At 62.5% G+C, this 19,560-nt stretch carries 19 protein-coding genes and 1 tRNA gene; 14 read left to right on the top strand and 6 right to left on the bottom strand.

The annotated features are described in order from the left end of the window. Window positions 1–8: 8 nt before the first annotated feature. Together LOZ74_RS16590 and LOZ74_RS16595 are read right to left on the bottom strand one after the other, a co-directional pair. On the bottom strand, window positions 9–248 hold the full coding sequence (locus tag LOZ74_RS16590) for a tautomerase family protein (protein ID WP_230292101.1): 240 nt from the start codon (window positions 246–248) through the stop codon (window positions 9–11). Between the two features lie 5 nt (window positions 249–253). After that, a complete protein-coding gene (locus tag LOZ74_RS16595; protein WP_230292102.1) occupies window positions 254–769 on the bottom strand; it encodes a cupin domain-containing protein in 516 nt (171 codons plus the stop codon). Window positions 770–904: 135 nt separating this feature from the next. Between LOZ74_RS16595 and LOZ74_RS16600 the strand changes: the two genes are divergently transcribed. Continuing rightward, window positions 905–1,813, top strand: a complete 909-nt coding sequence (locus LOZ74_RS16600) for a LysR family transcriptional regulator (protein ID WP_230292103.1) — start codon at window positions 905–907, stop codon at window positions 1,811–1,813. 44 nt (window positions 1,814–1,857) lie between these two features. Here LOZ74_RS16600 and LOZ74_RS16605 read toward each other — a convergent pair. Further along, window positions 1,858–1,931: transfer RNA gene (locus LOZ74_RS16605), tRNA-Cys, on the bottom strand. A gap of 124 nt (window positions 1,932–2,055) precedes the next feature. Continuing rightward, window positions 2,056–3,246: an LL-diaminopimelate aminotransferase gene (locus tag LOZ74_RS16610; RefSeq protein ID WP_230292104.1), complete on the bottom strand. Its 1,191-nt coding sequence runs from the start codon at window positions 3,244–3,246 to the stop codon at window positions 2,056–2,058. Window positions 3,247–3,451: 205 nt separating this feature from the next. Here LOZ74_RS16610 and LOZ74_RS16615 point away from each other — a divergent pair, with 205 nt between their 5' ends. The 9 genes from LOZ74_RS16615 (at window position 3,452) to LOZ74_RS16655 (ending at window position 13,239) form a co-directional block, all read left to right on the top strand. Continuing rightward, window positions 3,452–5,614 carry an alpha/beta hydrolase gene (locus LOZ74_RS16615; protein ID WP_230292105.1) on the top strand — a complete coding sequence of 721 codons (2,163 nt, stop codon included), beginning with the start codon at window positions 3,452–3,454 and terminating at the stop codon, window positions 5,612–5,614. Window positions 5,615–5,847: 233 nt separating this feature from the next. Continuing rightward, window positions 5,848–6,894: a phasin family protein gene (locus LOZ74_RS16620; RefSeq protein ID WP_230292106.1), complete on the top strand. Its 1,047-nt coding sequence runs from the start codon at window positions 5,848–5,850 to the stop codon at window positions 6,892–6,894. Between the two features lie 197 nt (window positions 6,895–7,091). Continuing rightward, entirely contained in the window at window positions 7,092–7,526 is a 435-nt protein-coding gene (clpS, locus tag LOZ74_RS16625; protein WP_370638916.1) for an ATP-dependent Clp protease adapter ClpS, read from the top strand. A 152-nt stretch (window positions 7,527–7,678) separates the two neighbouring features. Next, a complete protein-coding gene (locus LOZ74_RS16630; protein ID WP_230293938.1) occupies window positions 7,679–8,893 on the top strand; it encodes an LptF/LptG family permease in 1,215 nt (404 codons plus the stop codon). Then, on the top strand, window positions 8,883–9,980 hold the full coding sequence (gene lptG / locus LOZ74_RS16635; RefSeq protein WP_230293939.1) for an LPS export ABC transporter permease LptG: 1,098 nt from the start codon (window positions 8,883–8,885) through the stop codon (window positions 9,978–9,980). Before LOZ74_RS16630 ends, lptG begins: the two co-directional genes overlap by 11 nt. Window positions 9,981–10,065: 85 nt before the next feature. Beyond that, entirely contained in the window at window positions 10,066–10,335 is a 270-nt protein-coding gene (locus LOZ74_RS16640) for a hypothetical protein (protein ID WP_230292108.1), read from the top strand. Window positions 10,336–10,696: 361 nt separating this feature from the next. Further along, the gene (locus tag LOZ74_RS16645; protein WP_370638917.1) at window positions 10,697–11,446 is read left to right on the top strand and encodes a sterol desaturase family protein; all 750 of its coding nucleotides are present in this window, start codon (window positions 10,697–10,699) and stop codon (window positions 11,444–11,446) included. 14 nt (window positions 11,447–11,460) lie between these two features. Then, window positions 11,461–12,618, top strand: a complete 1,158-nt coding sequence (locus LOZ74_RS16650; RefSeq protein WP_230292110.1) for an N-acetyltransferase — start codon at window positions 11,461–11,463, stop codon at window positions 12,616–12,618. A 186-nt stretch (window positions 12,619–12,804) separates the two neighbouring features. Beyond that, window positions 12,805–13,239: a response regulator gene (locus tag LOZ74_RS16655; RefSeq protein ID WP_230292111.1), complete on the top strand. Its 435-nt coding sequence runs from the start codon at window positions 12,805–12,807 to the stop codon at window positions 13,237–13,239. Window positions 13,240–13,521: 282 nt separating this feature from the next. Here the strand turns inward: LOZ74_RS16655 and LOZ74_RS16660 are convergent, their stop codons facing one another. Beyond that, window positions 13,522–14,268, bottom strand: coding sequence for a Crp/Fnr family transcriptional regulator (locus LOZ74_RS16660; RefSeq protein ID WP_230292112.1), 747 nt, complete (start codon window positions 14,266–14,268; stop codon window positions 13,522–13,524). Window positions 14,269–14,443: 175 nt separating this feature from the next. Here LOZ74_RS16660 and LOZ74_RS16665 point away from each other — a divergent pair, with 175 nt between their 5' ends. After that, window positions 14,444–15,241 (top strand): response regulator, encoded by a 798-nt coding sequence (locus tag LOZ74_RS16665; RefSeq protein ID WP_230292113.1) that lies wholly within the window; start codon window positions 14,444–14,446, stop codon window positions 15,239–15,241. A gap of 117 nt (window positions 15,242–15,358) precedes the next feature. Here LOZ74_RS16665 and LOZ74_RS16670 read toward each other — a convergent pair whose 3' ends face one another. After that, window positions 15,359–17,197 (bottom strand): CHASE domain-containing protein, encoded by a 1,839-nt coding sequence (locus LOZ74_RS16670; RefSeq protein WP_230293940.1) that lies wholly within the window; start codon window positions 17,195–17,197, stop codon window positions 15,359–15,361. Window positions 17,198–17,488: 291 nt separating this feature from the next. Here LOZ74_RS16670 and LOZ74_RS16675 point away from each other — a divergent pair, with 291 nt between their 5' ends. Genes LOZ74_RS16675 through LOZ74_RS16685 form a run of 3 tightly spaced genes read left to right on the top strand, consistent with a single transcriptional unit; the run spans window position 17,489 to window position 19,560 of the window. Continuing rightward, entirely contained in the window at window positions 17,489–17,683 is a 195-nt protein-coding gene (locus LOZ74_RS16675; RefSeq protein ID WP_230292114.1) for a NepR family anti-sigma factor, read from the top strand. 44 nt (window positions 17,684–17,727) lie between these two features. After that, window positions 17,728–18,321, top strand: a complete 594-nt coding sequence (locus LOZ74_RS16680; protein ID WP_230293941.1) for a sigma-70 family RNA polymerase sigma factor — start codon at window positions 17,728–17,730, stop codon at window positions 18,319–18,321. 42 nt (window positions 18,322–18,363) lie between these two features. Then, window positions 18,364–19,560, top strand: coding sequence for an AI-2E family transporter (locus LOZ74_RS16685; RefSeq protein WP_230292115.1), 1,197 nt, complete (start codon window positions 18,364–18,366; stop codon window positions 19,558–19,560).

Below are 19,560 nucleotides of genomic sequence, written 5' to 3' on the forward strand. Positions count from 1 at the left end.
CCTGCCTGTCAGCAGTCCGGCTTCGGGCCGTATCCGGGCTTTTGCGTCAGGCTGTCCCAGCGGTCCGCGACAAGCGGGCGAAAGACCACCCTGTCCCAATCCGCTACCGCGACCTCGTCGAAACCGACCGAAACCGATTCCGCGCCATAGCCCAGCACATCGGTGACGCTGGTGACGATGGCATCGCTTAGCTGCCGTTTCTGCGCGTCCGACTTGCCCGGCCACAGCTTGACGATCACATGCGGCATGCCGGTCAGTCCGCGGCAGGCTGGTCGTCGGCCAGATCGGCCAGATATTCCTCGTCGGTAACCTTCTCCATCCATGTCACATTCGTTCCGTCGAGAGATTCTTGCAGCGCGATATGGGTCATGCCCTGATGCGGGGTCGCGCCGTGCCAATGCTTTTTATCGGCAGGGCACCAGAGGATGTCGCCTTCGTGGAATTCATATTTTCCGCCGCCCGCGATCTGGGTCCAGCCGGTCCCTTCGGTCACGATCAGCGTCTGGCCCAACGGATGACTATGCCACGCGGTCCGCGCGCCGGGTTCGAAACGGACGATAGCGCCCGTCATGCGCGAAGGCGCCTCGCGCGCGAACATGCCCGTGATCGTCGCCTTGCCCGTGAAATTCTCGGCCGGACCTTCGATGGACTGCTGGCCCTGCCTGCGGGTGATGGTCATGGTCTGTTGTCCTTCCTGCAGGGCCATTGCGCCTGTCGGTATGGCCGTCGTGGCGGCGATGGCCACGACGATCGCGGTGCTGCGCATCATTGCCTCCTGCTTGTTGCCTTGCGCCCGTCATGGGGGCTTTTCTGAGATTGAAATAGGCTGCGAAGCCGGGCGGGATAAGCAGCTCCGCATACATTGCGCTTGTGAGCAGGGCTCAACAATCGGATAAGGCCTGCGATGCAGCTATCGCGATCCGATCTTGCCGACTTCGCCTATTTCATGGCGATCGCCCGCCACCGCAGCTTTCGCAAGGCCGCGCGCGAGATGGGGGTTACGCCCTCGGCATTGAGCCATGCGATGTCCGCGCTGGAGGACAGGCGCGGCGTGCGATTGCTGAACAGAACGACCCGCAGCGTCACGCTGACCGCTGCGGGCGAGGACCTGTTTGCCGCGATTGATGATCCGCTTGCCCTGATCGCAGAGGCATCGGCCAATCTCGACCGCTTGCGCGACACGCCGGCGGGCCGCGTGCGGATCAATGTGCTGGAGGATGCCGCACCGCTGTTGCTGGGACCGGTGATGCCCGAATTCGTCGATCGTTATCCCGATGTGGAAGTGGATATCAGCGTCGACAACCGCCTGGTCGATGTCATCGCAGAGGGTTACGACGCGGGCATACGCTATGGCGGCACCGTGCCCGAGGATATGATCGCGCGCCGGTTGTCGGCCGATATCGCATGGATTGCCGCCGCATCACCCGATTATTGCGCGCGCTTTGGCGAACCGGCGCATCCGTCCGATTTGCAGCATCATCGCTGCATAGGGATCAGGCTGGGGAACGACCAGCACTACCGATGGGAATTCGAACGCGCGGGCGAAGCACTGGCCATCGCCACTCCCGGCCCGGTTACTATCGACGAAAGCCAGATCGCCATGTCTCTGGGCTGCGCGGGCGTGGGCATCATCTATGGCGCGGAACCGGTGCTGCGCCCGCATATCGCGGCGGGAAGGCTGAAACCGGTGCTGGGTGACTGGGCCTCGTCCGGAGAGGGGTTCCACGCCTATTATTCGAGCCGGCGGCAGGTGCCCACCGCGCTCAAACTGCTGATCGACCTGATCCGCGAGATCCAGCCCCTCGGCCTTTAGGCTTTGCGCCCCATGCCTGGCAGAAAGCATGCCCGGCAGAAAGATGGAGGCCCGAGCCGGAATCGAACCGGCGTATACGGATTTGCAGTCCGCTGCGTCACCACTCCGCCATCGGGCCCCTGATGCTCTAACGTCGATGCGTAAGGGCTGTGGTGTAAGGAAAGCGCCCCTAGCGCCCTTCTGCCCGCATGACAATCATGCAATTCGGGCAGAAGGGCAAAAAGGATCGGGCAAGCCCTGATCTAGACGTTCATCCCCATCGTGCGGAACCACCGTTTGATGTTGCGGGCGGCCTGACGCAGACGCTGTTCGTTTTCCACCATGGCGATGCGGACAAAACCCTCGCCCTGCTCGCCATAGCCGACGCCCGGTGCGACCGCGACTTCGGCATGGGTGAGCAATTGCTTGGAAAATTCCAGGCTCCCCATGTCTTTCAGCGCGGGCGGCAGCGGCGCCCATGCGAACATCGACGCAGGCGGCGGAGGAATGTCCCAGCCCGCGCGGCCGAACGCCTCGACCATCACGTCGCGGCGCGCCTGATACAGCTGGCGGTTCTTTTCGACGATGTCCTGCGGCCCGTTCAGCGCCGCGCAGGCCGCCGCCTGGATGGGTGTGAACGCGCCGTAATCCAGATAGCTTTTCACGCGTGTTAGCGCGGCGATCAACTCGCGGTTGCCCACGGCAAAACCCATGCGCCAGCCCGCCATGGAGTAGGTCTTGGACATCGACGTAAACTCGACCGCGACATCCTTGGCCCCCGGCACTTCAAGGATCGAGCGCGTGGGATGGCCGTCGTAATATAGCTCCGAATAGGCGAGGTCGGAGACGATATAGACATTGTTCTCCTTCGCCCATGCGACCAGCCGCTCGTAAAAGGCAAGGTCGACCGTCTCCGCCGTAGGGTTCGACGGATAATTCACGATCAGCACGGTCGGGCGCGGCACGGTGTGGCGCATCGCGGATTCCAGCGCCTTCCAGTACCGTTCGTCCGGCGTGGTCGGCACTTCGCGGATGGTCGCGCCCGCGATGATGAAGCCGAAAGTGTGGATCGGGTATGACGGGTTGGGCGCCAGCACGACGTCACCCGGCGCAGTGATCGCAGTGGCGAGGCTGGCCAGCCCTTCCTTGGACCCCATGGTGACGACGATCTCACGCTCGGGATCAAGCTCTACGTTGAAGCGGTTGGCATAATAATTCGCCTGTGCGCGGCGCAGCCCCGGAATGCCCTTTGACTGCGAATAGCCATGGGCGTCGGGCTTGCGCGCGACTTCGCACAATTTGTCGATCACATGGGCGGGCGGCGGCAGGTCGGGATTGCCCATGCCAAGATCGATGATGTCCTTGCCCGCTCGACGCGCCGCGGCCCGCATGTCGTTCACCTCTGCGATGACATAGGGGGGAAGGCGTTTGATGCGGTAAAAGTCCTGACTCATCTCTCTCTTGTCCATTGGCATTGATGCGCGGCTGAAAACTTCGGGCCCGCGCCGATGTTGCCCATGCTTGCAGAATATTCCCGCCGCAAGGCAATTCGCGCCGCGATGTTACGCAAAACCCATGATGCTGTTGCCATTTTGCTGCGCAAGCCGCATCAGACTAAGCTATCGGCGACAGACACGCGCAACCCTCGGGAAGGATGCCATGGCCACGAAGCAGCGAAGCGGACCGAAGACCGGCAAACCGGCTGACGGACCCAAGGCAGAGCGGCCCGGGCGCAAGCCGAAACAGAATGCCGCCAAGGCTTCGCCCGATGCTGTCCCGCCTGAAGATATTGTCCCGCCGGAAGATCTTGTCGAAACCGCGACCCTGCCGCCCTCTCTGCTGGCAGGTCCGTTTGCCGAGCTGATGGACGGCCCGCTGCGCGAGATGATCGCGCTGCAATCCGAAGCGGCGCAGCAAATGCTGGATGCGTTCCTGCCCGCGACCGCGCCGCCGAAGACGGATGAGAAACCCGGTGCAGGCGCGGCGCCGGCCGGACAGGGCGCCGGTCAGGGCGCCGGCCAGACCGCCGGACCGGCCACCGACTGGAACGCGGTGACCGCAAGGCTGGTCGCCATGTGGCAGGATTTCGCGCGGGAGAACCCCGCCCTTGCCGCCAGCGGCATGGCCGATCCGTCGCGCTGGATGGATATGGCGGGCCAATGGATGGCGCAGTTCATGCCCGCCGACGGCGATGCGGGCAGCCAGATCTTCACCGATATTCTGGCATTATGGGAAACCATGATCGGCCAGTTCATGCTGGCCACCGGCAAGGAGGGCGAACCGGCCGGGCTGCTCGATCTGCCGCGTTCGGACCGGCGCTTTGCCGATCCGCTGTGGCGCGACAATCCGGTGTTCGCGATGCTGCATCAGGCCTATCTGATGGCCGCCGAACAGATCATGGACGCCGCCGCCAAGGCCGAGGGGCTGCCCCCCGAGCGCAAGATGCAGCTGGCCTTTTTCACCCGCCTTTTGACCGAGGCGCTGAGCCCTGCGCATTTCCCGCTGACCAATCCCGTCGTGATCGAACGCACGCTGGAAACCGGCGGCGAAAATCTGGTGAAGGGTATGTCCCATTTCATCGCCGATCTTCAGGCGGGGCAGCTGACCCACACCGATAACAAGGCCTTTATCATCGGCGAGAATATCGCCGCGACACCCGGCAAGGTCGTTTACGAATCGCGGCTGTTCCAGCTGATCCAGTATACGCCCGTCACCGACAAGGTGCTGGATGTGCCGCTGGTGATCTTTCCGCCATGGATCAACCGGTTCTACATCCTCGACCTCTCGCCAAAGAAGAGCTTTGTGAAATGGTGCCTCGATCACGGGATCAGCACGTTCATGGTCAGCTGGAAATCGGCCGATGCGTCGATGGCCGACGTCGGCTGGGAAGATTACGTCGCCGCGCAGGCCGAGGCGATCGACGTGGTGCGCGACCGGCTGAAAGTGCCTGCGGTGCATACGATCGGCTATTGCGTGGCGGGCACTACACTGGCCGCAACGCTCGCCATGCTGGCGCGGCGGGGCGAGGCGGAGAAGGTTGCCTCGGCCACGTTCTTTACCGCGCAGGTCGATTTTTCCGAAGCGGGCGAGTTGAAGGCCTTTATCGACGAGCAGCAGATGGCCGCGGTCGATACGCTGGCCAGCGAGGGTTTCCTTGACGGGCGCTATCTGTCGCTGACCTTCAACCTGCTGCGCAGCCCCGATCTGTTGTGGTCCTATGTCATCAACAACTATCTGCTGGGCGAGGATTACAAGCCCTTCGACCTGCTGTTCTGGAACGGGCACGGCACCAACCTGCCCGCACGCTTTCACCGCGAATATCTGCGACAGCTCTATCACCAGAACCTGCTGGTCGTGCCCGATGCGATTACGTTGAACGGCACGCCCATCGATCTGCGCCGGGTCGAGACGCCATGCTATATTCAGGCGGGTCGCGAGGATCATATCGCCCCGCCGCAAAGCGTGTGGAAGATGACCCGGCAGTTTTCCGGACCGATGGAATTCATGCTGGCCGGATCGGGTCATATCGCAGGCGTGGTGAACCCGCCCGAGGCGAAGAAATATCAATACTGGACCCTGCCGGATAACCGTGCGCGAACCGGCAAGGCAAAAGGCAAGAGCGGAACCGCGCGCGCTTTGCCGGCGACACTCGATTCGTTCGTGGAACAGGCAGTGGAGAATCCCGGCAGCTGGTGGAATCACTGGCTGGGCTGGATTCGCGATCTTGACGATGGCGAAACCAATGCGACCGGCAAGCGCAAGCCCGGCGGACGCGGCGATACGGTGATCGAGGACGCGCCGGGACGTTACGTAAGGGGCTGAAAACGGCGCATGTTTCATCGTGACCCGAATCGGGTTTCGGATTTTATGCTGCACCCTTGATGCCGCTTTTTGTGCAGCGCACAAAAACCTTTGACTTCAAAGGCTCCATTGTTTATTGTGCAGCGCAACATCGCTGGAAATGCGATGCATGCGCCGGGCCCCTTATGCGGGCCAGCTTTTCCGGATCGGCGCAAGGGAGAATCCCCCGGACCCGAAACGCAAAGGTGTTTGCCATGGCAGACGACAAGCAGGACAGCGACGCGGCCAAGGCCTATGAGGCTGCGGCTGGGAAGCTGGCTGACGATACGGCCAAGACGCCGCCCGCAAAGGCAGAGGCGAAGAAGCCCGCGCCCAAAAAGGCGGCTGCGAAAAAGGCACCCGCTGCGAAGAAGCCTGCCGTAAAGGCTCCGGCCAAAAAGCCCGAGCCGGTGCAGGCGGCGGAAGTGGCGAAAGCGCCCGAAACGGCGAAGGCTCCCGAGCCGGTAATGGCGGCCGAACCGGCACCCGCAAAGGCGGAACCGGCACCGGTGGCCAAGGCTGCGGCTCCCAAACCGGTTGCCAAAAAGGCCGCACCGAAGAAAGCGCCGGTCAAGAAATCTGCCGTGAAAAAGGCGGTGCCGAAAAAGCCGGTCGCCAGCAAGCCTGCCGCAAAGAAACCGGTCGTGAAGAAGCCCGCACCCGTTGCAGCCAAGGTTGCGGCCAAGCCCGCGACCAAACCCGTTCCCGGCCCCAAGGAGGAGGCGCCGCTGGTCGCCAAGACCCCGGCCAAACCGGCCCCCGTAAAGCCGGTCGCATTTACCCCCGTTGCGCCAGCAAAAATAAAACAGTTCACCCAGGAGTTCGTAACAATGACCGATGCAGAAATGATGACCAAGTCGTTCCAGAATGCGATGTCGGAAATGACCACCAAGTCGCAGGACGCCTACAAAAAGGGCAGCGAGATGTTCAAGGAAGCAGGCGAGTTCACCAAGGGCAATTTCGAAGCCCTGTTCGAATCGAGCAAGATTTTCGCCGCCGGCATGCAGGAAATGGGCAAGGCCGCCGTTGCCGACAGCAAGGCCGAGTTCGAATCGCTGACCGCCGAGGTCAAGGAAATGGCATCGGTGAAGTCGCCGACCGATTTCTTCCAGCTGCAGAGCGCCCTGCTGCGCAAGAACTTCGACAAGGCCGTTGCCATGTCGTCGAAGAACACCGAAGCCATGCTGAAGCTGGCCAATGACGCGACGCAGCCGCTGTCGACGCGCGTCAGCCTTGCCATGGAAAAGATCAAGGCTGCCTGATCGCACGATCGGCAGCGCGCCCGAACGGGTGCGCGATACAGGAAAGGGCCGGATGCGCATTGCCGCATCCGGCCCTTTCCGTTTGATGCCGGTACGCGGCGGCCTTGCGGGGCGCTGTTGCAAAGCCCGCTTATAGGGCCCTGTTGTACGGCCCTCTTGTATGCCGGGCCCGCGATACGATATTCTGGGGCGTGATGATGGCTTTCCGATCCGATTCCCCTGTCCCTTTCGAACCCGCATCGCGGCTGGCCCGCGATGCGCGCAGGCCCGCACCTGTTTGCGGCGACGAAGGGGACGGCAATGAAGGTGACGACGATAGCGGAACCGGCGACGGTGCCGGACAGGTCGGCGTCGCCACGCGCACCCGCGCCAAGCCGAAGAAGCCCAGCCAGTTCAAAGTACTGATGCTGAACGATGATTACACGCCGATGGAATTCGTCGTCATGGTGCTGAAGCGCTATTTCCGGATGGACATGGAGCAGGCGACCCGCGTGATGCTGCATGTGCATCAGCGCGGCGTGGGCGTGTGCGGCGTGTTCCCGTATGAAATTGCCGAGACCAAGGTGAACCAGGTGATGGATTTCGCCCGCGCGAATCAGCATCCGCTGCAATGCACGCTGGAAAAGGATTGATCGCACCGGTCGCGTCTGGGACGTGACCTTCCGGCCCGATGCTATTATGGCGGGCGCAATGTCAGCCCGATCATAATCATCCGAAAGCCCGACCGGACTTGTTCAAGAACTTCATCACCGACGTCGACCGCTATATCTTCAAGCTCGTGCTGATGCCGATGCTGGGGACTCTGGCGCTTGCGGCCTCGCTGCTGGTGCTCGACAAGATGCTCCGCCTGTTCGAGGTGGTTGCCGACGAAGGCGGCCCGATCGGCGTGATATTCCGCATGCTGGCGAACCTGCTGCCCGAATATATGAGCCTTGCGATACCGCTGGGCCTGATGCTGGGCATATTGTTCGCATTCCGCAAGCTGGCGACAAGTTCAGAGCTGGATGTGATGCGCGCCGTCGGGCTGGGCTATACGCGGCTGCTGCGCGTGCCGTTCATCATCACGCTGGTGCTGGTCGGGCTCAATTTCCTGCTCGTCTATTTCGTGCAGCCGGTGGCGCGTTACGATTATTCGCGCCTGTCGTTCGAACTGCAATCGGGCGCGCTGGGCGCGTCGATCAAGGTGGGCGAATTCACCACGCTGGAGGATCGCACCGCCCTCCGGATCGAGGAAAGCCGCGATAACGGGCGCGAATTGGGCGGCATTTTCGCCCGCGTGACGCAGCCCGATGGCGACATGCTGTCGATTTCGGCACGGCAGGGGCAATTCCTTGCGAACGAGGAAGAGCCGAACACGATTATCCTGCGCCTGACCGACGGCACCATCGTGCAGGATCAGGCATCGATCCCCACGCCCCGCGTGCTCAGTTTCGCCAGCTATGACCTCCCCATCGATCTGCCCGAAATCGAACGTTTCCGCACGCGCGGCGGGGCGGAGCGAGAATATATCCTGCCCGAGCTGGTGCATTTCGGCTGGAACAAGGAAGTATCGGAAGAAGTGCGCAACCAGACGCTCGCCAGCCTGAATTTCCGGTTGGTCGAAGTGGTGATGATGCTGCTTCTGCCCTTCCTCGCGGTGTCGCTGGCGATCCCGCCCAAACGGTCGAGCTCGACCTTGGGCGTGTTCGTTTCGATCGTGATGGTGGTCGCCTATCACAAGGTGAACCAGTATGGCGAAGACGTCGCGGCGCTGGGGCTGGTCAGCCCGATCATCTCGCTATGGGTGCCCTTTGTGCTGTTTGCGGCATTGATCACGTGGATGTACTGGCGCGTCGCCTATGTCCCCGGTGGTCAGGCGATCGGCTGGCTGGAAAAGGGCGCTGCCGTGGTGGCCAAGAAGCTGACCGTGTTTTTCCGCCTGCTGCGTTTCACCGGCAACCGCGAACTGGCCGCCCGCGCCAAAGCGGCCCACGATGCGGAGCAATCGCGTGCGGCTTGATTTCTTTCCGTCCAAGCGGCTGACGGTCTATCTGGCCAAGATGTTCGCGGTGCGCATTTTCGCGGTGCTCGCCATGCTGGTGCTGGTGCTGCAGATGCTCGACCTTCTGGGCACCAGCGGCGATATTCTGGCCGCGCCGGGCAACGGGCAGGGCGAATTATGGACCTATGTCACCCTGCGCGTGCCGCAGCTGATTGCGCGCTTCCTCCCCTATTCGGTGCTGCTGGCAACGATCATCACGCTGGCGACATTGAACCAGAACAGCGAAGTGATCGCGATGAAGGCCGCAGGGCTGTCGGCGCATCAGATCCTTGCCCCGTTGGTGGCGACGGCGGCCATCGTGTCGGTCGGCAGTTTCGTCTTCAACGAACGCGTGGTGACGCGCGCCACCGCCACATTGTCGGCATGGGAAGATGCCGAATATGGCGCGATCCCGGCAGGGGAGAAGACGCGCAGCAATATCTATCTGGCCGAGGGCGATGCCATTCTGGCCGCGCGATCGGCCGTGGGCACGGGCAATTCGATGCAGCTGATCGGGGTGACATGGTATCGCCGCGACCCGCAGCTGATGCTGTCCGAACAATGGCGCGCCGATCGTGCCACCTATGCCAATCCGGGGTGGCGGCTGGAAAATCCGGTCCGGTTCAATATCGCCACTGCCAAGCAGGAAAAATACGCCTCTGCGGTTGTGGCAGAGGGGATTACTCCGCGCGAAATCGCGATCAGCAAGGTCGATGCGCAGTCCGAAAACCTGATCGACCTGACCGAATCCATCGATGCGCTGGAAGCGGCGGGACGGCGGACGCAGGAAATCCGCGGCGAATGGTGGCACAAGATTTCGGGCCCGCTGTCGGCATTGCTGATGCCCTTGCTGGGGGCGGTCGCGGCATTCGGGCTGGCGCGGTCGGGGCAGCTGTTCGTGCGCGCCGTCACCGGCATGGCGCTGGGATTTGCCTATTTCGTGGTCGATAATGCGGCCATCGCCATCGGCAATTTTGGTGGATATCCGCCCTTTCTGGCGGCCTGGGCACCGTTCCTGCTGTTCGCGCTGATCGGTGAGACCGTGCTGCTCAAGACCGAGGAATAGGAACGCTTTTTCATCCATACGCGGAACCATCGGGCGGCTGGGGCGTCTTTGCCACAATTGCGCCTTATTTGATGGAGACGCTGCAATGAAGAAGATCGTACTGCCCGCCCTCGCCTCGATTGCCGTGATTGGCCTGTCGGCCTGTAGCGAGCCCGCCGATACCGTCGTGGTCGAGGATGAGACCATGGAAGAACCCGCGATGACCGAGCCCGTCGCCACCGACGCCATGGGTGAAGCCGACGGCGACAGCGTGGTGATCGACACCGACGGCATGGACGCCACCGTTACCGATGGCGACACCACCACCACCGTCGATATCGACGAAGATCCGTCGGTGGCGGTCGAAACCGAATAATCCGGTTCACGGCATGACCGAAGGGCCGCGCGGGCAACCGTGCGGCCCTTTGTCTTGGTTCGCGGCAATCAGGGGTTCGCGGCAATCAGGCGCCGACATGCCAGTCAGTTGATATTCAGCCGTTGCATCTTAGTTACGCCGCGCGGCTCTTGCACAGTCGCCCTGCCTGCCCTTGCTGGCCAGCGCGGTGCCGACTGTGCTAAGGGCCGCGCGTTCCGGGACGATTGCGGGTCAAACCCGCCTGTCCGCTACAAAGCATTTAGACATGGCAAACAGCAACACCGCCACTCCGACCGCCAAGGCAAACGGGGACGGCACCGAAAAGCTCCCCTTCTGGAAAAGGTCCCATTATCTGGACCGCATGACGCTGCGCCAGCTGATCGTCGCCTATTTCCAGCATTACACCATCGTCGCCTATCTGGGCCTGACGACGCTGTGCGTGGTCGCTTTCGCGCTGTATCCCACCACGCCGCTGCGCGCGCTGGCGGCATTCGCGGTGGCGCTGGTTGTCTATCCGCTGGTGTGGCACCTGCTGCACCAATATGTGCTGCACGGTCAGTGGATGTACAAGATCAAGCCGCTGGCCAGCACGTGGAAGCGGATTCACTATGACCATCATCAGGATCCGAACCATCTGGAAGTGCTGTTCGGCGCGCTGCATACCACCGTGCCCACGATCTTCCTTGCGACCGCGCCCATCGGCTATGCCATCGGCGGGATCGGGGGCGCGGCGGCTGCGTTCGCGGGCGGGCTGCTGACGACCTGCTATTACGAATTCATGCATTGCATCCAGCATCTGGCCTTCAAGCCGAAGTGGAAATGGGTGCAGCATATGAAGCAGCGCCACGTCGAACATCATTATTTCGACGAGGACGGGAATTACGGCATCACGAATTATTTCTGGGACCGCGTTCTCGGCACCTATTACGAAAAGAAGGACCGGCCCAAGCGTTCGGCCACGGTCTTCAACCTCGGCTATGACGAGGCGGTGGCCGCAAAATGGCCCTATGTGAAGGATCTGTCGGGCGGCATTGCGTCGGGCCATCCGCGCCGCCGGGTCAAGGGCAAGGAGGGTTTCGACCCGAACGCCTCCAAGAACACCATCGGCTGAGGACTGCCATTACAATGGGTGAGATCACCGTCGCGCCGGTGGCAGACAAGGCCGGTCGCAAGCAATTCACCGATCTCGCCTACAGGCTGAACGCGGACGATCCGAACTGGGTACCGCCGCTGCGGTCCGAAGCGGCGGAGCTCGTCGATCCGGCGAAGAACCCGTTTTTCCAGCATGCCGATGTGCAGCTGTTTCTGGCCCGCCGCGACGGCCGCGTCGTGGGGCGTATTTCAGCCCATATCGACCGGCTGGCGCTGGAAATGCCGGTGGAGCAGGGCTTTGGCCCCGGCTGCGGCCAATGGGGCCTGCTGGAGGCGGAGGACGAAGCGGTCTGCCACGCGCTGATCGCCGCGGCAGAACAATGGCTGCGCGATCAGGGCATGACCCGCGTGCTGGCGCCGATTTCCCTGTCGATCTGGGAAGAACCCGGCCTGCTGACTTTGGGCCACGATCATCCGCCCATGGTGATGATGGGCCATGACAAGCCGCAATATCAGCCATGGATCGAGGCGCTGGGATATGAAGCGGCCAAGATGCTGCGCACCTTCGACCTCGACGTGCGGGTCGAATATCCCAAGCTGATCCAGCGCATCATCGCCTCGGGCGAAAAGAACGACAAGATCCGTATCCGCAAGGTCGATAAAAGCCGGTTCGACGAGGAAGCGGCGCTGATCCTCGACATCCTTAACGATGCATGGTCGGGCAATTGGGGTTTCGTGCCCATCACCGATGCAGAGGTCGCGCATACCGGCAAGAAGCTGAAACCGCTGGTGTTCGAAGACCTGATCCGCGTGGCCGAGTACGAGGGCGAGCCGGTCGCCTTCATGATGACGCTGCCCGACCTTAACCGCCCGATCAAGGAGATTGGCGGAAAGCTGTTCCCGTTCGGCTGGATCAAGCTGCTGCGCTGGCTGCGCCATCCCTATCCCGCCGATATGCGTGTGCCGCTGATGGGCGTGCGCAAGCATTTGCAAAGCTCGCGTCTGGCCAGTCAGCTGGCCTTTATGATGATCGAATATATCCGGCGCGAGGCCGTGGTAAAATACGGATCGAAGCGGGGCGAGATCGGCTGGATCCTCGACGATAATCAGGGGATGAACGCCATTGCCGAGGCGATCGACGCCACGGTCAACCGCGAATATACGATCTATGGCAAGGCGCTGGTCGGCTGATCCGCCCGTCAGGCCGCATGCTCGCGGCATCGCACGGGAACCTGCCAGTCCTGTTGCGCGTTGCTTTGGGGCGGCGATGACGCAGGTAACCCGTGCATTTCCTCCCGCCCGCAGACCGAGTGATGATATAGCAAGAGCCGCCGCCGTTTCCGTTCGCGCACGGCCATGTTCAGGGAAGCGCCGTCCATGACGACCACATCTGCCAGGGATACCGATTACCGGATCGGTACCGCCTTGGTTGTCGAGGACGATCCCATTCTCGCGCTTTCACTCGAAGATATCCTGCTGGGCGGCGGATCGCCCGAGGTGATCGTCTGTTCGAGCACGCGTCAGGCATTGGCCGCGCTGGAACGCAAACGGCCCGATGTGCTGGTGCTGGACGTGCATCTGGTCGACCGCGACGATGGCTGGGCAGTGGCCGAGCTGGTCACCGAACTGGGTCCGCAGGTGCCGCGCATCGTGTTTTCGACCGGCAATCCGCAAGCGATCCCGCCCGCGATCAAGGAAATGGGCAAGGTGCTGGTCAAGCCCTATGCCCCCGAAGCGCTGCTGGAGGCGGTGCGCGACACGCGCCGCACCGGGCTGCTGCAACGCCTGCGCGGCGCCATTTCGCATGACTGATATACAGCCTGCCTCGCGGAAATCCGGGGTCGCCTGTTCCACCGCAACCGCAACCTAAGTAAAAAGGCCTCCGCCCCCTTGGGTGGGGCGAAGGCCTTTCGGGATCGTATCACCAACCGCTTTGGACGGGAGGGGGTCTCGGTGGGTGACAAGCCTATAATGAACCGCCAGCCAAGCGGTTCCATGGCGCGGTCGAATTTTTTGCGATTGCCGCAAGTTTTTTCATATATGTTTGTTTTAAAATGATTCTTTTACAGAAACACTCTGAAACAAAGCGATACGTCACAAGAACGGTCGCGGCGCGAACAGGCTGGGATCGTATCGCACGAACCGGCTCACTTCCTCGGGATCGGGGATCTCGATCGCATTCAGCGACCATCGGACCAGCCCGTCCCGCCGCAGGCTTTGCATCGACCGGTTGGTATGCACCAGCGACAGGCCCAACATATCGGCCACCTGCCCCTGCGTGACCGACAATTCGACGCGGTGGTCCGATCCGGCAAGGCAGGTCCCCTCGGCCCGCTTCAACAGGAACAGCGCCAGATAGGCAATCCGTTCACGCGCATTGCGCTGGCCCAGCGCAACCAGATGTTCCTCCAGCGCGGACTCTTCCTTGGCGGCCAGCCATATGATGTCATAACCCAGTTGAGGGTTGCGTCCGACAAAGTTCAGAAAACGGTCGCGCGGAAACACGCACAGCCGCGCGGGGGTCAATGCCTCCACCCCATGCGTCATCGGTTCGTCCAGCATGGATTGCAGACCGATCAGATCGCCGGGAAACAGGAAGTTGATGATCTGCCGCTGCCCGTCCTCCATCAGGCGGAACCGGATCAGCACGCCCGACAGCACCGTATAGATCTCGGTGCTTTTGGTGCCCTGCGTCAGAACCTGCCCGCCGCGCTGCAGCGCGATTTCGCCCTGCTTGAACGTCTGGATCTCGCGCCGGCGTTCGGCGCCCGAATCCCGCAAACCCGGGCAATCGGCCAAAGGGCAGCTGATGCACGAAGTTGTTGCGGTTCCCGTCATCATGTCGCTCGGCCCTCCCCGGCTGCACGGCTATCAGCGAAATTTCATCGCTTTCCATATTGTTTCCACGGTTCATCGCAATAACTTATGATTCATCACGCGAAGCATTCCATCGCCTCGGGAACCGAAGCGATGCGTGTTCGTTGATGCCGGAACTGCCAAATAGGGAAGGGTTTTCATGTCTCTTGGGGCCAAGGTTGCCGCCAATCTTCCATATCTGCGGCGCTATGCGCGCGCATTGTCCGGATCGCAAAGCACGGGGGACGCCTTTGTGCGCGCCACGCTTGAGGCGATCCTTGCCGATTCCGAACTGAAGGAAAGCCTTGCCGAAGGCGGCCGGGTGCCGCTTTACCGCGCTTTCAGCAAGCTGTGGTCGAGCGCGTTTTTGCAGGTCGCAGACGGCGACGACATGGTCGGCGACCATGAAACCGCCGCGCAGGAACGTCTATCGGTCATCACGCCGCTCAACCGGCAAGCCTTGCTGCTGACCACGCTGGAGGATTTTTCGATCCCGCAAGCGGCCGAGATCATGGACCTGACCGAAGGCGAGGTCGAGGCTCTGGTGCAGGAAGCGGTGAGCGAGATCGACCGCGAATCCGCGACCAGCGTTCTGATTATCGAGGACGAGCCGCTGATTTCGATGCAGCTTGAGGATCTCGTCCGCTCGCTGGGCCACGATATTTGCGGCACTGCCGCCACGCGCACGCAGGCGCAGGCGGTGATCGCGGAATCGATGCCGGGACTGGTGCTGGCCGATATCCAGCTGGCCGACGGGTCCTCCGGCCTCGACGCGGTGGACGACATTCTCTCCATCGGATCGGTACCGGTGATCTTTATCACGGCCTATCCGGAACGCCTGCTGACGGGCGACCGGCCCGAGCCGACCTATCTTGTCACCAAGCCGTTTCAGGAAAGCACGGTACGCGCCGCGATCAGCCAGGCGCTGTTCTTCGGATCGAGCCGCCCGCTGCCGTAACCCGTTACAAACAGGTCACGCCCGAACGCCCGAAGGTCACTTGATCTTCGGGCGTTTTGCTTTGGTCGTGGGAACTGTGTGGACGATGCGGCGGCCGCCTTGCCAGCCCCGTACGGTTCAGGCCTGCGCGCGGTCGATGCGCTGTTTCATGCGCTTGGCCCGCAGCACGAATTCACTGCGCGAGCGCACGGGGATCAGCATGGTGCAGCGCACGCCCGTCGGCTCGAACACCAGCTCGACCGGATTGCGCAGTTCATGGGCGACGATTTTTTCGATCAGATCGGTGCCGAAACCGCGCTTGCGGTCCTGCAAAACCTCGGGCCCGCCACTCTCGCGCCAGCGGACCCGCACCAGATCGTCGGAAACCATATCCCAGTCGACCTCTACCTTGCCTTCGGCCGTCGACAGCGCGCCATATTTGGCGGCATTTGTCGCCAGCTCGTGAATGGCAAGCCCCATCGACAACGCATCGTTGGGCGCCAGTTCGACATGCGGGCCGTTCATTTCGACCACCGCATCGCGCCCTTGCGCATAGGGGGCCATCTCCACCTCGATCACCGAACGGACGGGCGTCGTGCCCCATTCGGACTGCGTCAGCAGATCGTGCGTAGCCGATAGCGCACGGATGCGCCCGTCGAGCGATTCGGCGAAATTGTCGATGGAATCGGCACGGCGGCGGGTCAGCGATACGATCGACAGCACATTGGCCAGCGTATTCTTGACGCGGTGATTCAGTTCGCGGGTCAGTGAATTGCGGATCGCGGCCTGTTCTTCCAGCAATTCGATCACCTGCCGCGCCTCTACCGCCTGCCGCGTCAGCAACCACGCAATGGCCAGCGCAAGCGTCGAACAGATCAAGCCCGCGATCAGCGCGATCAGCGACAGCTGGCTCAGCGTGGCGGGACGCAGCGAATGGAGTTCCAGCACCCATTCGCGATTGGCGATCTGCACGATCTTGCGTACGCTCTCACCCCCGGCTTCGCCCGTGGCGCGCTGCGCCATCAGCCGGTCGGGCGCAACCGTCTCGTCGTATATCGCCATTTGCACAGCGCGGTTTTCCATGCCCTGCATCGCGGAATCGACGAAATCCTGCGCATTGAACGGGCTGTAGATATAGCCCTTCAATTCGCGCATCCCGTCTGCGCCGGTGTGGAACACGGGCATATAGACCAGAAAGCCTGCGGCATCGACGTCGCCTTCCTGCACCAGCACCACGCGGCCCGATGCCGTGGGGCGGGCGCTATCCTCTGCCTCCATCATCGCTTCGCGGCGGACGGGTTCGGAAAACATGTTAAAGCCCAGCGCGCGGCGGTTGCGTTCGGTTTCGGGCTGCAGATTGGTGACCGGCACCGCATAGGCCTGATCGGCGCGCGGCAAGGGGTGGACCGCGAAATCGGCCACGCCGACCTCGCGCATCCTGTTTTCGAAAGCTGCGATGTCGCCGGTGTTCACCCGCGCGGCCCAGCCGATGCCGTCGGCGCCGCGGAAATTGGAATCGAGCCGCAATTGCCCGACGAAGGTCTGGAACATGGGCACGGGCACGCTGTCCTGGCTGGCGAACAGAGCCGCGCCCGACCGCAGATAGGCGGCATTGGCATTGGCCCGCCGTTCCAGCGCGGCACCCGCTTCCACCGCCAGTTGTTCCAGATCGGCGCGGCGCGCATCGCTTTCGGCCCGCTCGATCGCCCAGACGCCCAGCAGGGTCATGGCGAAAATCGTGATGAAAATGGCCAGCGGCAACGCGCGCGGAAAGCGCGAGAACCAGCGCAGGGTTCCGCCCATCCGCCGCTCTGCCCGCGTCAGCCCGCTGCCTTGCGGTCCGCCCGCTTGCAGCCCCGCAGGCCCTAACCCCTGTTTCACTCCGTCGGCGATCGGAACGCCCCTTGTGTCGTTCGGCTGCAGAAGATCCGCCCGATCCGCCGCTTGTGCCCCGGCGATGCCGCCGGTCGCCTGCATATTCAAGCAGGCAAGATCGAACGGGTCGCGTAAACTTTTGTTCCAGCGGGAACCAACCGCAACCAGTTTCGTTCCCGACTTCAGGCCCCCGATAAAAACATGGCGATCATGCCGGTGTGAGCGGGGCGGGCGTCAGGGTTCACGGCTTGGGGGAACGGCTGTATCGGGCCGCTTTCCATGTTTATCCGGCGCTGCAGGAATTGAACGGGCGTGCTGGCGGACCCGCAGGTTTGCCGCCCCCGATGGCGAAATGATGGAATGACAGGTCAGAGCAGGGTGAAACAGGAACAGATGTCAGACGAACCGATGCGCAGCCGCAAGCGCCCCGACTGGGCGACTGGCTTGCGCCAGCTTTACGATTCGGTCGTCGAGGAACCCCTGCCCGACAGTTTCAGCGATCTTTTGTCCAAGTTCGACGAGGAAGATCCCGCCGACGCCAAGGACGCATCGACCAAACCTGCCGGCACCAAGGGTGCGGGCGCCTGATGTCCGAGGCTTCCGACGCCGCGCAGACCGGCGATACACAGGTGATGAGCGAGGCGGAGCGCGCCCGCGAATTCAAGCGCGAACTGACCGAGGTGATCCCGCATCTGCGCGCCTTTGCCCGCGGTCTGTGCGGCAGGCCCGATCTGGCCGACGATCTGGTTCAGGAAGCATTGATGAAGGCATGGGCCGCGCAAGAGCGGTTCCAGCCCGGCACATCGATGCGCGCCTGGACATTCGTAATCCTGCGCAACGCCTATCTGACCGATATGCGCCGCAACCGTTTCCGCGCCGATTACGATGAGACGGTGGCGGAACGCATCCTGACCGCCCCTGCCGGACAGGAAGGGCCGCTGCACCTGTCCGACATGCATCGCGCGCTGCTGACCCTGCCGCCCGAGCGGCGCGAGGCTTTGCTGCTGGTCGGTGCGGGCGGCTTCTCCTATGAAGAAGCGGCCGAGATTTGCGGCTGCGCCGTGGGCACGATCAAAAGCCGCGTGGGCCGCGCCCGTGCCGCGCTGAATGCCATGCTGGACGACGGCGATATCCCGCAGCGGTCGACCGGTGATGCAGTTGCGCACAATGCGATCATGGGCGAACTCGACGAGATGGCCGAACCGCAGGTAAACGGGAACAGCTGATTCTTGCACGATCGCGGGAATCAGAGCGGGTTGGGGGCCGCCATGGACGATTCCGTTGATAATAAGAATGCACGCGCCGAAACCGGCGCCGAACCGATTTTCATCGACCGCACCGATCATGACGGCGAAACGAACCGCACGGTCATCTGGGTCTCGCGCGACCTGAACCGGCTGGCGTCGGCGCTTTTGCTGATCCTCGGGCTGGGACTGTTCCTCGCCCTGCCCTTCGTGCTGTCCATCGGGTCGGTGCTGTTCCTGCCGCTGGTGACGGCACTGGTGCTGACCATCGTGCTGTCGCCTTTGGCCGACAGTCTTGCGCGCATGGGCATCCCCAATATCATCGCGTCCTTTATGGCGGTGATCGTGTTCATCGCCATCGTCGTCACGGCTTTGGCAACGATCCTGAACCCCGCGATCGCCCTGTTCGACCGCGTTCCCGTCCTTGTCGCCTCTATCGACGAAACCTTCACCCAGTTTCGCGGTCAGCTCGACTGGATCAACGAGCTGAACCAGCGCGTCGGCAGGCTGGCAGGGCGCAGTTCCACGCGCGAGGTTGTGCTGGCCACACCATCGATGGTGGAGCGGCTGGCGCTGGCGACGCCGATGCTGGTGCTCGAAACGCTGCTGACCCTGCTGATGGCGTTCTTCATGATAGAGGCGCGCGTGCGCCTGCGCCGCCGCCTGCTGCTGGAACGCGCGGAGTTCACATCATCGCTACGCGCGGCCCGCGCGATCCGCGACGTGCAGGACCGGGTGGCCAGCTATATCCTTACCGTCGGGCTTATCAATCTGGGCGTCGGCGTGGTCGCCGCGCTGGGGGCGTGGGCGCTGGGGCTGGATGCGCCGGTCATGTGGGGCGGGCTGGCCGCGCTGTTGAATTTCCTGCCCTATGTCGGGCCGCTGATCATGACGGGGATTCTGCTGCTGGTCGGCATGGGCACGGCGGAAACCGTGTTCCTCGGCCTTGTACCCGCCGGGGCCTATCTGGCGCTGCACGGGGTAGAGGCGAATATGGTGACGCCCGCGATCCTTGGCAAACGTTTCACCGTCAATCCGGTGCTGATCCTGATCGCGATCAGCTATTTCACATGGATCTGGGGCGTGCTAGGCGCATTGCTGTCGGTGCCGATCCTGATCACGCTGATCGCGATCTTCCAGCATCTGGGCCACCCGAACATCGTCGGTTTCCTGTTCGGCGAACCCTTGTTCGTGCACCCGCACGGGGACGAGCCCGAATAG

The organism is Croceicoccus sp. Ery5 (assembly GCF_020985325.1).
In the GTDB taxonomy this organism is placed as follows: Bacteria; Pseudomonadota; Alphaproteobacteria; order Sphingomonadales; family Sphingomonadaceae; genus Croceicoccus.